Below are 14,105 nucleotides of genomic sequence, written 5' to 3'. Positions count from 1 at the left end.
AATTTAATATTGACATTACTTGAGCTGAGAAAAGTCAACAGTGTATTTCCATATCTTTGCAATTCCTTCTGTTGTTTCTCGGGAATATTGCTTACAAATAGGAAATATTATACTCACATTTTCATCTAAACAATTGGTGATGAAATAAAGTGCTATGCCTAAAGTTTGAGCCTTTGTTGACAATGGACAGAAATATAAGTTAGTCATTGCTTTCCTCTTGTTTTCTTTGGTGACAAACTGCTTGATTATGTTTGCAGTCACAAAAGGATCATTAGCTGGTGCAAAAATTGTTGATTCTGGATCGATAAAACTTTCTCTGCCATTTGACGTAGCCTCCTCAGAAATATACGCTTTTAGTATATTTTCTTGATACATATCTGGCTGTAGCGATGGAAAGCCAAATAATTGCACCTTTTTACTATTTGCTTTGCTTTTTGATACATCTGTTATTCTTAAGTTGTCATACCCAGCCCCAATAATTAAATAATCATTGTTCGTATCAGGATTGTGTATACCTTGGCAACCGTCAATTTGTCTAACATCTGTATATTCAGAAGAAAAATCAGTTTGTTCCTTTTTGATATATTTTACAGGATCTGTGTAAATGAAGTCAATATTTTTAACATCTATTACAGAAAAATATCTAATCAAAAAAATCAAATGAGGGCGGATAAAACCCGTTATGTCAATACAAATATTTGTAATATTTGTAAAGTCGATGCCTGATTGTTTTATATAATCTCTTATGATCTGACCTTCATTTAATTTTGGATCAAAAGTAAATAAAGCTTCTTCTGTGTTAACTATATCTGGTAATTCACTTAGGTCATAAAGATATTGCGGGAATACAATCCAGTGTTTTAAACTTGAGTCTATTTCTGTAAATACAGTCTTAACCCTTTCACTATCGTTGTAAGCAGATAAAAATAAATCATACTTCTTGCTTTGTTTAAGGTCATCAGTTGTGTTATACTTACTTTTATAGAAAAAAGCAAAATCAAATTCCTTTTTGTTCATTACTAAAATAATTCAGGGTTAGGATTTATCTTTTCACTAACCTCCTTGAAAGGAGCGTAGTATCTGGATTTACGGTTACCTTTTATTTTATTGAAATCATCATCTGATTTACAACCAAAAATCGCTTTCACGTCTTTAGTATCTAATTGTAGCACTCCTCTTGTAAAAATAGGTAGTTCCCAGTGAGGAGAAAGTAATCCATTAATTTGGAATGTTGCTCTTTGGATTGATGAGTTTTTCTCTCTTCTAACTGCTCCTTTTATTAAATACGAATATTGTTCTAAGTAGTCCAATGTTTTCTGAATTTCTTCATCAATATCAGAAGAATTTATGGTAAATGATGATAGACTACATTCTGGTGGAGCATCTGAAAAACGCATCAAGTGCATTAATTGGCCTACTCTATCAATAATGTTTGCTATCGGTATTCCAGATGGCCCAGATACACGAGCATCATCCAAAAACCATTTTATAGCATCTTCAATTCCTTTTAACTGAGCATCTTCGCTAATAGGTTTTTCAAAGAATGGTGTCTCTCCATTGTAAATAGACCACCTATAGATATGTTTTAATGTGATTAGAAATAATCTTGGAATCCCAGCAGACATTTTTATGATTTTATCTAATCCCATATAGGGTAATTTTTCGAGATTTTCTCTATGTAGTTGGTCTATCAAGTCATTTTTAAACTTATCTAAAACTTTAAAATGTTTACTATTTCGTTCTTTTGGACGAGACAAGTAAGCTGATCTATCATCAGCAATACTGACTGCATTATTTAAAAAGTCGTTCTGCCCATTTTTCCAAGCACGAAAAAATAACATTAAACTCGTTCTTTCGATCAAAGGATTCTCATTGTAACTGAGGATATCTATGATTTTATTAGCATCTTTTGTATTTAAAATACTTCCAAGCTTTTTTAGATAAGGCGGGATTGAATTCTTATCTCGAAGATTTTCCAAAAAATTATTTAAGTTAAATTCCCTAAAGTAATTGTTAGGTCTAAAATTGATGTCATTATTTAATGAGCCTATAAAACCCGCTTGTTTAAGCCGGCTCATAAATATTTGTTTCGCGAATTCAGCATACGCATCTTGTCTGTCTCTTAATAATTGATCAATTATTATTTTTTCATATTCAGATTCGATTTTTAAGTCTTCATTCCCGCTAAACGTCTTATAAGTTTTAATTCCGTACCATCTAGCCCCAATTCTGAACGATACTGGGTCCTCACGCTCCCGAATTAACGTATTTATATATTTTTGCTGATAATCTAGTAAATTTTCATACTCGTCAATTAAATACAAAAATTGACAATCTTTGAAAAATTCAAACGCATTTTGTAATATCTTAGGAAGGCCAAAAATTAATTTTCCTGGAGACACTAATATTCTCGAGGAGCTAATTTTTTCACCTGTAATGGCACAATTATTAACTTCGTAATCAATTCCACGCTGCAACTTCTGTAAATATGTTTTGAGTTCAGAGAATGAAGCAAATTCATTGGTCACATCTAAATCAAAAAGATTATTGATTTGCTTGCAAATATCGCGTTCATCTACGCTTATTTCCGGATTAGTTTGTAATATTTCTTCAATTATATTAATTACTAACTGAGACAACCAAAGCTCAAAATAATAACTGAAAATATTTTTCCATGCATCGCTACTTTGGCTTTCTCCAATAAATTTACTACTATTTAAGCCACCACATCTTAGAAAAACTCCTATATATTTATCCTTTTCAATAAATTTCAACAAGTCATTTCCGTACCTAATTTTTTGTAAATTAAATGAGAAATATCTCATTATGTGAGTTTTGCCACTTCCTTTCCCCCCTAAAATCATAATTGGCATAACCTGTTGTGGTTTTACAATATCAGAAAAGCCATTACCTCCTGGTATGTCCACCCAAAATTTATCTATTTCAAGATCAGAATAATCAACAGCTTTTGTAATATTGAAAGGATTTGAATTCTTTATCATATGCCATAATTTTTATTATACCTTCGAAATACTGGAAACCATTCAATTAGATCTTCATCATACCAAATTATTGGAAGAGTGTTATCAGGAGTATTATGATGAAAACCTATTAATAATTGACAATCTTTGTAACCAAGTTTATCTCTGTTTGCAGAAATAGAAAGTTGCGGATCTGTCAGACCATTTTGCGTGTATAAACTTTTAATTAATTCTAAACCATGTTTTTCACATAAAGCTTGTAGAAATACTTTATCAATGTGTGCTGAAATATTTTTAAAATATCTTGAAGATGCGTGGAAATATTTGAAAGAGTCATCTAATTCCACAACAGCTGATACAGTATCAAAAGAAGTTCCAGAAATCACTTCTTCGCAACCACTTTTAGTGGCAAAAAGCATTAAATACGACGTTTCAATTGTTGGATCAATTCTTTTAATGATTTCAATTATGGTGGAAGAATAACTTTTTGCTTGACTTCCTGAACCACAAAAATCGTCAATGAAAACATAGTGTCTTATATTTGGGTTCCTAAGAGTTATTGTACTACCAGTGTTTACAAAAATCTCGTGTGTATTTATAAATAAGTCTTTTGGCAATTTATTTTCCTGCCTAAAAAAATATAAAAGATGGGTTCCACTTTCTGACGGATTACCAATTCCTAGAAATCTCGTTTGGGTTTGACTTATCTTGAATGCAGTGTTTATTACGTTTGCATCCATAGTGTCGGAGTTTGATCTTCTTATTTTCTCAACTACAGGATATTTGTATAAATCCCTAAAAAGGCATTTCAGAAGTTCACGCATTTGTAAGCTCCCAAAATACATGAATTGAGACAACAGAAATAAGGCATGAGTTTTCTCTTTAGCATCAGTAAAGTTCGCTAGCCATTTATCAATACTGGGTCTATTTGCTCGATGTTCCCAAATTGTTTCATTGAGAACTTTTACTTTTCTATATAGTTCTTCTTCAAATTCAGCTACCGTCATATTTATTTTTTAAAAACTAACACCCATTCTCTGGTAATCACACTTGCCGTTTTATTCCGCTTCGTCATAAGCCCATAAGATTTTATGTCATCAATTAGCCTCAAAATAACCTTTAAGCCCAAATCTTCAATTATTCTTTGAAGATATTCTTGTGTACGAAACTCTTTACCACAAACTTGATTATTAGCTACTACGAGTACAAAATATCCCCCAACTTTTAGAACCCTAACTGCTTCTTTTAAGGCATCACGCATTTCAATCAGATAATTACCAGCAATATGTGCTCTAATTGGATTCCTTTTATGGATTTCTTCCAAAAGTACGTCTGCTTCATTAATACCTGTTGGTTTAAAAATTGAATATTCAATTTTCTTATAATTTTCACGCCCTATGTTGAGATCATCCAGCTCTTTTAAAGATTTATCTGTCTTCACGAAATTTAACCACCCAAGGTTAAGGCTTGATGCTCTTATATATTTTTGAGCACCAGCGTACGGCGGCGAGGAAATAATTAAATTTACCGTTTCACTTTCGATTAATTCATTTGAATCTAAACTTTTAGTGAGGAATCTAGCGTCCTTTGAGATAACTTGTGCACATAATTCTTCACTAAGTTCGGTATTAAGCATTTCGATCCTAGAGATATTGCCATCTACAACTTCAATAAATTTATCAAAAACATTTATATCGACTAAAGCTTCAAGTTTTCTGTTTGCCTCTAGGTGTAACGGATGAATCGTGGGGTATCGATTCGCATTCAGTCTAACAGGTACAGATACTCTTTGATCCGCTAGGCTTACTTTTTTAACACAATTTGAAAAACAAATGAGGTAGAAATCTCTATACTTTTCGTCATCGATATTATTAATAGCATTAACAATTTTGTTCAACTGCAATTGAACATGAGGTAAAAACCAATAATCAACGTTGGTTATTCTGGGTAAATTAATTGATCTTTCAGAGTTAAATTCAGCAGTGATAAAATCTTTATATCCATTAAGTATTTCACTGTCATATTTTTGAACCTTAACTTTTGAAATTAACCTTGCCAATGGATTTGCATCAGCGCCAATCGCATTTCTTTTTGCTAAAATCGATTCAAGCATAACGGTTCCAGATCCGCTAAAAGGGTCTAATACTAAATCCCCTTCATTTGAAAAGACAGAATTATTTAGAAAAAAATATGGAATATGCATCAATAATTTCGCGGGATAGGTGTGTATCAGATGAGTAGCTCTATCTGATTTATCCAATTCTGCTACCAATTCTCTAAATGACACCTCTATTGGTTCATTATTCCCATTTTCGTATTTGGAAAGTAATTGAGTTATTACGCCGTTAAAAGTTTCAATACTTTTTACATCATCTTCGACTTGTAACATAGGCTCTTAAATTATATTTAGCAAATCTGCTGGGGAATAATTTATCGATTTAAGGACCTTATCATCTGAAGTTCTGTAAACTAAAAAAAGATCACCTTCCTGTTTATAATATGCATCACAATTAATGTTTTTGTAAAAAGCAATTGTCTGCTCTGCTTCTTCAATGGATTGACAAGCCTTACTCATGTTCGACCGATGTACCTCATCGAATAATTCTTTGAACTTTTTAGATAAACCAAACTCAAGAATTGCTCCTGATAATACATATTGCAAATCGCAAAATGCATCTGCCACTTCAATAATATCTTTTTTATCTATACCTTCTTGCAACTCCCTTAATTCTTCGGCAAGTAACTCAACTCGAAGTTTGCACCTTTCAATAGAAGGTATTTGTGGCTCCTCCAATATCGGATGTTTAAAAGTTGAGTGGAATTCAGCAACAGAATTTAAGGGCTTTGGGTCAAGCATATCTTATTTTAATTACAATTTTGCCTAAAAATACATTATAAATCTTTTATATTGAAATAAGAATTTTTATGTCTATAATTGTATATGCTTATTGGCAAGCTTGCTCGTTCGTGCAAAGATCATCAGCCAAACAATTAATTAAATAATACAAATTTACCGCTTGTTATCCAAGTAAGGTTACGAACGCATATTTCCAGGATTTCAAGTCGGATTAAAAAAATGTATTATGGAAATAATTGAGTATTTCAAACTACAAGCAAAAAACCTACACAAAGATTTTAAAACACAAAAGCTTAGTTCAGAAGAACAGTCTGGCAAAAATCGGTTTCGATATGAGCCGAAATTTTTTAATGTTAACGCATTAATCGCTGATTTCAAAATTGATGAGGAGGACTTCTCTTTGATGAAAGCACAACACATTATAGCTAAACTTGCAGGATTTGAAAAATGGACTGATTTTCCAAAGGCTTCCCCTCCAGCATTGATTCTTTCACTCCTGCTTTTTGACCAAATGCATAAAATCAGTATTGAAAACTGGATGTCCTATATTTCTCGAGTAGAGGTCAAAAACAAAACTATCTATGACGATGAAAGCAGGCTGGATATTTTCAGGATGGTTTTTGAAGAAGATGATGAGTACTATGGCGGAAAAGAATATCGATTGTTCGACATTAAGGACTCGACAGATAAACTAGAACTTACCAGGCAAAGTGAGTTAGCACCGCGTGAAAAAATTATTTCGCTCCCATTGGAAGGAGCAGTTAGGCAGGAGTTTATCGAAACTGCCGATGCTGTTTTTAAGGATGTTCTAGATCGTATCGAATCTAAGCATCCAAAGTTGATACGAAGAATGTGGAATGCTGAAAGTTATATCGATAATGAATTATTGAAACCGGAAATGTTACCTATAGATCATTACTATGCACTTTCATTGATTGATGCTTTCTTGGTACACCATGTAATTGCTCTCGCTATTAAGGCTGATGAAAAAGATTAGAAAATCAATAGCATAAGAAAATTCCCAATAAAAAACCCGGTAGCCACACGTGACTACCGGGTTTTCGTACTGAAGGCGGGAATCGAACCCGCACGCCTGTTGAGGGCACAGGATTTTAAGTCCTGCGTGTCTACCAGTTCCACCACTTCAGCAAGCAAATAATTGCTTTTTAAAATTAAATGCCTCCTGGTAGGAAGGCATTTAGAGCGAAAGACGAGATTCGAACTCGCGACCCCAACCTTGGCAAGGTTGTGCTCTACCAACTGAGCTACTTTCGCATGTTAACATTCTCCAATGTTTTCAAAACGTTTGAGCTTTTAAGTATCTCGTTCCGTTTTGGTGATGCAAATATACGCACAAATCTATTTCTGCCAAGAAAAATTTAATAAAAATTTAACGAGATGTTCTAAGTCCTTGTTTTTCATATTTATAAATTTTTACATTTATTACGGCAAGGTTATTTTTTAGTGTCTCTGTTAAATCAATTTATTGCTTTTTAAGTAAGCTCATCACCAAATCTTTTTCAAAACCTTTGCTGTGTAAGTACGTGACCAGCTTAAATTGACGTTTCATAGGATGGTTCTCTTTTTCCGTTCGCTGCTTTTTTTCCAAGAGCTGTTCTATGGTTTCCAAGTAATCATCGTCAGGAATGCTATTCAGCGCCTTTTTGATAATCGGATCTGGAACACGTTTTAACTTTAAACCTTGCTTAATCTTTATTTTGCCCCATTTTTTTATTTTGAACTTGCCAGATACATAAGCAAACGCAAATCTTTCTTCGTTTAGAAAATTTTCGGCAATTAAACTGGAAATAATCTCTTCCACTTCCGCCGATTTCATTTGCCATTCGTAAAGTTTATCTCTTACTTCCTGTTGTGAACGCTCTTGATAGGCGCACCAGCTAGCCGCTTTTTGCAAAGCTGTCTTTTTATCGTAATTGTATTTCTTTTCTTTCTCCGAATTCATAAATATTTGTTGAAATTCGTAAAAAAAAACTGAAATCTGGCAGTCTTATGAGTCAACAAACTACGTACACCATTGATGAAATTGCTAACATTATTGGCGGAAAGTGTAGCGGTAGTAATAGTAAAGGTGTAATCCAGCGCTTGGTAACCGATAGTAGGACACTCATCAATGCACCCCAAGCTTTGTTTTTTGCCGTCAAAGCACAACGTGATGGACATCAATTTATAAGTCATGCTTATCAAAACGGCATACGTAACTTTGTGGTATCGGCTGTTGTAGATTGGCAAAATTATCCGGGAGCAACTTACATTACCGTAGATGATACTTTAACTGCGTTGCAAGAACTGGCTGCTCATCATCGTAGGCAATTTGATTTAAAGGTAATTGGAATAACAGGTAGCAATGGCAAAACTATTGTTAAAGAGTGGCTGTACCAGTTACTAAACGCAGATTTCCAAATTGTACGTAGTCCAAAAAGTTACAATTCGCAAATTGGAGTGCCGCTTTCAGTTTGGCAAATTGACCAAAATGATACCTTGGGGATTTTCGAAGCGGGAATTTCTGCGCCTAAAGAAATGGAAAATCTTGCAAAAGTAATTGCACCTAACATTGGTATTTTGACTAATGTGAGGGAAGCACATGATGAAGGATTTAAAAGTAAAGCACAAAAGCTAGCGGAAAAATTAAAGCTATTCGATGATGCAGCACTGCTGATTTATTCGCCTGATCATCTTTTAAACGACGTAAAGCCAACCAATCACAAAATTTTCACCTGGAGTTTTACTCAGCCAGCAGATTTGCAGATCGACGAAGTTGTTTCAAATGATGGATTTTCTTCAATTAAAGCTAAATACCAAGGTAAAACGGTAGGTACGAAAGTCCCTTTTACCGATGCCGCGGCGATAGAGAATGTGGTAATTTGCTGGGCCACATTGTTAGCAATGGGCTATGCCGTTGAAGATGCTGCGGAACGACTTGCTGATCTTCAACGTGTTGGGATGCGTTTGCAGTTAGTAAATGGAATTGAGCAATGTTCTATCATCGACGATAGTTATAGCGCCGATATTTCTTCATTGGCAATTGCGTTGGACTTTTTGAATCAGCAAAATCAGCATTCAAAACGCACCGTAATTCTTTCCGATTTGCAGGAAACCGGCAAAAAAGGACATGAGCTCTATCGAGAAATCGCCTCACTGCTTCAGCAAAAAAAGATAGATCGGCTTATTGGAATTGGGAGCGATATTACAGCACATGCTGATTTGTTTAAGATAGAAAAGCATTTTTTCACTGATACTGACGAATTTTTAGCACATGTTGTACAATTGAATTTCACTAAAGAAACCATTTTGGTGAAAGGTGCTCGCAAATTCGGTTTTGAGCGCATAGTAAAACGCTTAGCGCAGAAAATCCACGATACCGTTTTAGAAATTAACCTCAATGCGTTGCAGGCTAATTTACAATACTATAAATCTAAATTGGGTGCTCAGGTAAAAACAATGGCCATGGTAAAGGCTTTTTCCTACGGAAGCGGAACTTTTGAAATCGCTAATTTACTGCAGCACCATAAGGTTGATTATTTGGCGGTAGCTTATGCAGATGAAGGTGTCGCATTGCGTAAAGCAGGTATCACTTTACCTGTTATGGTGATGAGTCCGGAGCCTTCTGCATTTGATGCCATGTTGCGCTACCAACTTGAACCTGAAGTTTATAGTGTGGAGTTGTTACAGCAATTACTGCGTTTCCTTCCTTCGGATGATAAAAGATTTCCAATTCATTTAAAGCTTGATACAGGAATGCATCGTCTGGGTTTTGAGCCTCATCAAATCACGGAGCTATGTGATTTGCTAAGTAACGAGGCAAGGTTGAATGTGGTGACTATTTTTACGCATTTGGTAGCGAGTGACGATCCTATTCATGATGCTTTTACACAATCTCAAGCGACAAGTTATGAGCAAATGTACCAGCAGTTGGTAAACACGTTAGGTTATCAGCCAGTCAGACATGTGCTTAATACATCGGGAATTACCCGCTGGTCGGCGTATCAACTTGATATGGTTCGCTTGGGTATTGGATTGTATGGGTTTGATTCGGCTTTGCCAACTAATACGCTGCAAACTGTAGCTACGCTAAAAACTACCATTACGCAGATTAAAACTATACAGGCCGGACAAACCGTTGGCTATGGCAGGCGTGGTGTATTAGTTAACGGAGGTGAAATTGCCACGGTGAAAATTGGCTATGCCGATGGTTATAGCAGGGCTTTCGGCAATGGAGTTGGCAAAATGCTAACTAATGGACAGCTTGTATCTACAGTTGGTTCTATTTGTATGGACATGTGCATGCTAAACGTCACCGGTTTGGATGTAAAAGTGGGTGATGAAGTTATTGTTTTCGGTCAAAATCACAACATTGCAGACTTGGCAAAAGAGATCGATACCATCCCTTACGAAATACTTACAAATGTATCTCAAAGAGTAAAAAGAGTATATTATTACGAGTAACTTGTTTTTATAGTTGAGGATTTGACTAGTTTGTTTAGATATACTTAGCTTTGCGTTATGAATAAAATTGGAAAGGCATTATTAAACTACCTTATCAGAGGGTTGTTGATCGTAGTTCCTATTGCATTAAGTGTGTTTATTGTGATTTGGGCGGTAACCACGGTAGATAGTTGGGTAAATATCAATAGTATTTTAGGTGTAGATCCAAAAACTGGGGAAAGCAGGAATATTCCCGGGTTGGGCTTGGTTTTTGTAATTGCCATCATTTTAGGAGCTGGAATTTTTGTGACCTATTTCGTAACCGAGCCAATGTACAATTGGTTTCAACGCTGGCTCAATAAACTGCCGCTTTTTAATTTTATTTATACCTCTATTAAGGATTTAACCGAGGCTTTTGTTGGCGATGAAAAAAAATTTAATCATCCCGTAATAGTAGAAACCGAAGGCGATATGAAACGCATAGGCTTTTTAACGCAGAATGATTTAACTAAACTTGATTTGCCAGGCGAAGCCATTGTTTATTTTCCTTTCTCCTATTCTTTTGCTGGACAGGTTTACATTGTTAAGAAAGAGAAAATAAAACCGTTAAATATGACGGCCGCCGATGCCATGAAATTGGTGGTGAGCGGGGGCGTAAGTCATTTGTAGTTACACCCCTCTTACAGCCACCATAATGGCAACAAACATAATAAAGGCTACTAAAATTCTAGCAAAAAACTCTTTGATGTAAAGCCCAACAATTAATGCCAACTCATGATCGATGTTTTGCCCCACCACAGTTCCTGTGCCGCTGCTCGCGGTGTACTGAAGATTGGTGTTCTGGAAATTGCTGATATTCCATTTACTTAGCCAACCATTGGTGTAATTCCATGAAAGCGGGTTCTCATCCTTTAAGCTAACGGATGCTTTTAGCTGCCAAAAGTTGAAGTGAATGGTGCCTAAAATAGCGTGACTATCGTCAAATATGGTTGTAGTGGTATTAAATAATCCATTACATTTGAAATGATAGTTTTTTTGCGACATAATGCCAAGAGCGTTGTTGTTCCAAGTTTCGAACATCAAGTTGCCGCAAATTTGTCCATTGCAGAAAATCTGATAAGCGCTATCGAAAATGCCTTTTGTCCAATTTACTACTTTTTCCATGTTTTTTAGATAGGGTTTAAGGTAGATAGTTACAAGTGCTTTAAGCTGGAAATGCCAATTGACTTTGATATTACACAACATCTTTCTTGTAATTTGGTTTGATGGATGTTTTTTAAGAAGCTCAGGCAAAAAAAAACCTGCCGACATTGTCAACAGGTTCGATATGTTTTTAGCTCGTTACTACTTGGTAACTTTTAAATTTTCAGTAGCGCTGTCTTAAAACTGATGCTAAAATAAATCCATAATGACCAATCGTCTATATCACCACTCCAAAACTCACTTATTAGAAGTTTGGTTTGAGTACGTATTTATCATAGAAACGGAAAATATGTTCAGCAGCTTCTTCTGCGGTATCCACCAATCTGAACAAATTCAAATCTTCTGCGTGGATGTTATGTTCTTTTTCCAACATCGTGTTTTTAAGCCAGTCAACTAAGCCTCCCCAATAATCAGATCCTACCAACACAATTGGAAAACGAGCAATTTTGCCAGTTTGAATCAATGTTAAGGCTTCAAAAAGTTCATCCATTGTTCCCATACCCCCGGGCAGTACAACAAAACCTTGGGAGTATTTCATGAACATTACTTTACGGATAAAGAAATAATCAAACTCCAATAAGCGATTAGGTTCGATGTATTTATTATGGAACTGCTCAAAAGGTAAATCGATGTTTAATCCTACGGATTTACCACCGTTCATGTGTGCGCCTTTGTTACCAGCCTCCATAATGCCGGGTCCGCCACCCGTGATAACGCCGTATCCTCGTTCGGTAAGTAACCTACCACATTCTACCGCAATTTGATAGTAAGGGTTAGTTTCTGCCGTTCTGGCCGACCCAAAAATACTCACGCAGGGCCCAATTTTCGCTAGTTTCTCAAATCCATCAACAAATTCAGCCATGATTTTAAAAATCTGCCAGCTGTCTGTAGTTTTAATTTCTTGCCAATCCTTGTTGGCGAAAGCACTTCTTATCTTCTCATCACTATTCATACGTTATTAATTATGGTTAAAATCTAGTTTGCTGATCTGTTTTTTTGCTGATCAGCAACAAGCCCATAAAAGTAATGAATCCGTTGATTAAAATTAATTCGACGCTAAAAATATATCCACCAAATAGTTTTGCTGAATTAGTAGCTAACAAGTAGCATAAAATTGGAGAAATGATGCAAACTATCGGCACCAATTTATCGTGTAAACCGCGAGATTTTACAAATAAACCGAAAGAATATAGACCTAAAAGTGGACCATAAGTGTAAGAAGCAATCAAGAAAATCAAGCTCACTACTGATGAACTGTTGAATGCATTAATCAACAAAATTACTACGAACATGATCAGCGAGAAAACTACATGCACTTGGTGTCTTTTCTTAACAGCGTTTGGTTTTTCTGCATTTTCTTTTTTGTTCATGCCTAAAAAGTCAACACAAAATGAAGTGGTTAAAGCAGTAAGCGCACTATCGGTAGTAGCAAATGTTGCGGCAGTTAAACCTAACATAAATACAATTGCAGGTAGCGTAGACAAATGGTTCAGCGCAATTTCAGGAAACAATAAATCTGTACGTGGTTTGCCTGTAATGTGATCTAATGGTATTTCAACCCCGTTTTTAGCAGCATAAATGTAAAGCAATGCGCCAACACTTAGGAAAAAGATATTTAAAACTACAAAAATGCCGGTGAAGGTAAACATGTTAGTTTGTGCCTCGCCAATCGTTTTCATACTTAGATTTTTCTGCATCAAATCCTGATCAAGGCCAGTCATGGCAATAGTTACAAAAATACCCCCAATAAACTGCTTGCTGAAGTAAAATTTGCTGGTTAAAAAGTCTTCAAAGAAAAAGATTTTTGAATAACTGCTACTTTTAACAGTTTCGAAAGCCTCTGGAATGCTAAGGCTTAGGCTATCGCAAATAAAGTAAATAGTTAAAAATACCGATAGTACAAGGAAAAAGGTTTGCAAGGTATCTGTAATGATAATGGTTTTTAAACCGCCTTTAAACGTATACGACCAAATTAAACCTAGTGATATTAATACAGTTATCCAGAACGGTATGTGATACGAATCGAAAATGAAGCGTTGCAATACTATAACTACTAAATAAAGTCGCGTTGCAGAACCTAAAGTACGACTAACCAAGAAAATAAAAGCGGCAGTTTTATAGCTGTAGTGGCCTAAACGTTGTTCAATGTAACCATAAATTGATGTTAAGTTCATCCGATAGTACAACGGAAGTAGTATTGTGGCAATAATGATAAAGCCAACCGCATTACCCAAAACAAATTGGAAATATTGGAATTGATTTCCTGCTGGGGAACCTACTTCACCTGGAACAGAAATGAAGGTTACTCCTGATAAGGCAGTGCCGATCATTCCAAAAGCAACTAGGTACCACTTAGAATTTTTGTTAGCTAAAAAAAATGTCGAGTTATCCGACGAATTTTTTGAAGTAGCGAAAGCGATGCCGATGAGGACGGCAAAGTAGCCAATTAGAAAGCACAATAATACTGTTGAACTCATATAATAATTTGATTAGTTGCTAAAAGTAGCAAAAACTTGCTAAAACTTGCAACATGCTTGATTAAAAACGGCAGAAGTTAGTAAATTTATTTGATTTACTTTTATAAGTTCGTTTACATGGGGCTTGCAATTTTTGTTGCTTTC

The 14,105-nt window shown here is 35.3% G+C and carries 12 protein-coding genes and 2 tRNA genes; 3 read left to right on the top strand and 11 right to left on the bottom strand.

Annotated features, from left to right (window positions below; genetic code table 11):
• Positions 1-15: 15 nt before the first annotated feature.
• The 5 genes from ACY2A0_RS01365 to ACY2A0_RS01345 are packed head-to-tail and all read right to left on the bottom strand — an operon-like array spanning position 16 to position 5,838.
• Positions 16-1,017, bottom strand: a complete 1,002-nt coding sequence (locus ACY2A0_RS01365) for a hypothetical protein (RefSeq protein ID WP_461791214.1) — start codon at positions 1,015-1,017, stop codon at positions 16-18.
• A gap of 2 nt (positions 1,018-1,019) precedes the next feature.
• Positions 1,020-3,002, bottom strand: coding sequence for an ORC-CDC6 family AAA ATPase (locus tag ACY2A0_RS01360; protein WP_461791213.1), 1,983 nt, complete (start codon positions 3,000-3,002; stop codon positions 1,020-1,022).
• Positions 2,999-3,988 carry a phosphoribosyltransferase-like protein gene (locus ACY2A0_RS01355; RefSeq protein ID WP_461791212.1) on the bottom strand — a complete coding sequence of 330 codons (990 nt, stop codon included), beginning with the start codon at positions 3,986-3,988 and terminating at the stop codon, positions 2,999-3,001. Before ACY2A0_RS01355 ends, ACY2A0_RS01360 begins: the two co-directional genes overlap by 4 nt.
• 2 nt (positions 3,989-3,990) lie before the next feature.
• Positions 3,991-5,370 carry a DNA methyltransferase gene (locus ACY2A0_RS01350; protein ID WP_461791211.1) on the bottom strand — a complete coding sequence of 460 codons (1,380 nt, stop codon included), beginning with the start codon at positions 5,368-5,370 and terminating at the stop codon, positions 3,991-3,993.
• A 6-nt stretch (positions 5,371-5,376) separates the two neighbouring features.
• Positions 5,377-5,838 carry a pyrophosphohydrolase domain-containing protein gene (locus tag ACY2A0_RS01345; RefSeq protein ID WP_461791210.1) on the bottom strand — a complete coding sequence of 154 codons (462 nt, stop codon included), beginning with the start codon at positions 5,836-5,838 and terminating at the stop codon, positions 5,377-5,379.
• A gap of 226 nt (positions 5,839-6,064) precedes the next feature.
• Here ACY2A0_RS01345 and ACY2A0_RS01340 point away from each other — a divergent pair, with 226 nt between their 5' ends.
• Positions 6,065-6,835 (top strand): hypothetical protein, encoded by a 771-nt coding sequence (locus tag ACY2A0_RS01340; protein ID WP_461791209.1) that lies wholly within the window; start codon positions 6,065-6,067, stop codon positions 6,833-6,835.
• 67 nt (positions 6,836-6,902) lie between these two features.
• Here ACY2A0_RS01340 and ACY2A0_RS01335 read toward each other — a convergent pair.
• From ACY2A0_RS01335 to ACY2A0_RS01325, 3 genes are all read right to left on the bottom strand, one after another.
• A tRNA-Leu gene (locus tag ACY2A0_RS01335) sits at positions 6,903-6,987 on the bottom strand.
• A 53-nt stretch (positions 6,988-7,040) separates the two neighbouring features.
• A tRNA-Gly gene (locus tag ACY2A0_RS01330) sits at positions 7,041-7,113 on the bottom strand.
• Positions 7,114-7,321: 208 nt separating this feature from the next.
• Positions 7,322-7,801 carry a regulatory protein RecX gene (locus tag ACY2A0_RS01325; RefSeq protein ID WP_461787841.1) on the bottom strand — a complete coding sequence of 160 codons (480 nt, stop codon included), beginning with the start codon at positions 7,799-7,801 and terminating at the stop codon, positions 7,322-7,324.
• Positions 7,802-7,848: 47 nt separating this feature from the next.
• Here ACY2A0_RS01325 and ACY2A0_RS01320 point away from each other — a divergent pair, with 47 nt between their 5' ends.
• Together ACY2A0_RS01320 and ACY2A0_RS01315 are read left to right on the top strand one after the other, a co-directional pair.
• Positions 7,849-10,302, top strand: a complete 2,454-nt coding sequence (locus ACY2A0_RS01320; RefSeq protein WP_461787840.1) for a bifunctional UDP-N-acetylmuramoyl-tripeptide:D-alanyl-D-alanine ligase/alanine racemase — start codon at positions 7,849-7,851, stop codon at positions 10,300-10,302.
• A gap of 57 nt (positions 10,303-10,359) precedes the next feature.
• Entirely contained in the window at positions 10,360-10,950 is a 591-nt protein-coding gene (locus ACY2A0_RS01315) for a DUF502 domain-containing protein (protein WP_461787839.1), read from the top strand.
• On the opposite strand, the gene ACY2A0_RS01310 is transcribed toward ACY2A0_RS01315, so the two are convergent.
• The 3 genes from ACY2A0_RS01310 to ACY2A0_RS01300 all read right to left on the bottom strand — a co-directional run bounded on the left by ACY2A0_RS01310 (position 10,951) and on the right by ACY2A0_RS01300 (position 13,961).
• Positions 10,951-11,445, bottom strand: a complete 495-nt coding sequence (locus tag ACY2A0_RS01310; RefSeq protein ID WP_461787838.1) for a hypothetical protein — start codon at positions 11,443-11,445, stop codon at positions 10,951-10,953.
• Between the two features lie 283 nt (positions 11,446-11,728).
• On the bottom strand, positions 11,729-12,436 hold the full coding sequence (locus tag ACY2A0_RS01305; protein WP_461787837.1) for an LOG family protein: 708 nt from the start codon (positions 12,434-12,436) through the stop codon (positions 11,729-11,731).
• A 16-nt stretch (positions 12,437-12,452) separates the two neighbouring features.
• A complete protein-coding gene (locus ACY2A0_RS01300; RefSeq protein WP_461787836.1) occupies positions 12,453-13,961 on the bottom strand; it encodes a sodium:solute symporter in 1,509 nt (502 codons plus the stop codon).
• Between the last annotated feature and the right edge of the window lie 144 nt (positions 13,962-14,105).

Origin of the sequence: Pedobacter sp., assembly GCF_965249885.1 — a bacterium.
GTDB lineage: Bacteria > Bacteroidota > Bacteroidia > Sphingobacteriales > Sphingobacteriaceae > Pedobacter.
The sequence above is the reverse complement of the archived record's forward strand: the minus strand, read 5'-3'. Positions and strand labels throughout refer to the sequence as shown.

Coding starts and splice junctions, on each gene's coding strand:
- ACY2A0_RS01365 (WP_461791214.1), bottom strand. CDS start 1,017: ATGAACAAAAAGGAATTTGATTTTGCTTTTTTCTATAAAAGTAAGTAT.
- ACY2A0_RS01360 (WP_461791213.1), bottom strand. CDS start 3,002: ATGATAAAGAATTCAAATCCTTTCAATATTACAAAAGCTGTTGATTAT.
- ACY2A0_RS01355 (WP_461791212.1), bottom strand. CDS start 3,988: ATGACGGTAGCTGAATTTGAAGAAGAACTATATAGAAAAGTAAAAGTT.
- ACY2A0_RS01350 (WP_461791211.1), bottom strand. CDS start 5,370: ATGTTACAAGTCGAAGATGATGTAAAAAGTATTGAAACTTTTAACGGC.
- ACY2A0_RS01345 (WP_461791210.1), bottom strand. CDS start 5,838: ATGCTTGACCCAAAGCCCTTAAATTCTGTTGCTGAATTCCACTCAACT.
- ACY2A0_RS01340 (WP_461791209.1), top strand. CDS start 6,065: ATGGAAATAATTGAGTATTTCAAACTACAAGCAAAAAACCTACACAAA.
- ACY2A0_RS01325 (WP_461787841.1), bottom strand. CDS start 7,801: ATGAATTCGGAGAAAGAAAAGAAATACAATTACGATAAAAAGACAGCT.
- ACY2A0_RS01320 (WP_461787840.1), top strand. CDS start 7,849: ATGAGTCAACAAACTACGTACACCATTGATGAAATTGCTAACATTATT.
- ACY2A0_RS01315 (WP_461787839.1), top strand. CDS start 10,360: ATGAATAAAATTGGAAAGGCATTATTAAACTACCTTATCAGAGGGTTG.
- ACY2A0_RS01310 (WP_461787838.1), bottom strand. CDS start 11,445: ATGGAAAAAGTAGTAAATTGGACAAAAGGCATTTTCGATAGCGCTTAT.
- ACY2A0_RS01305 (WP_461787837.1), bottom strand. CDS start 12,436: ATGAATAGTGATGAGAAGATAAGAAGTGCTTTCGCCAACAAGGATTGG.
- ACY2A0_RS01300 (WP_461787836.1), bottom strand. CDS start 13,961: ATGAGTTCAACAGTATTATTGTGCTTTCTAATTGGCTACTTTGCCGTC.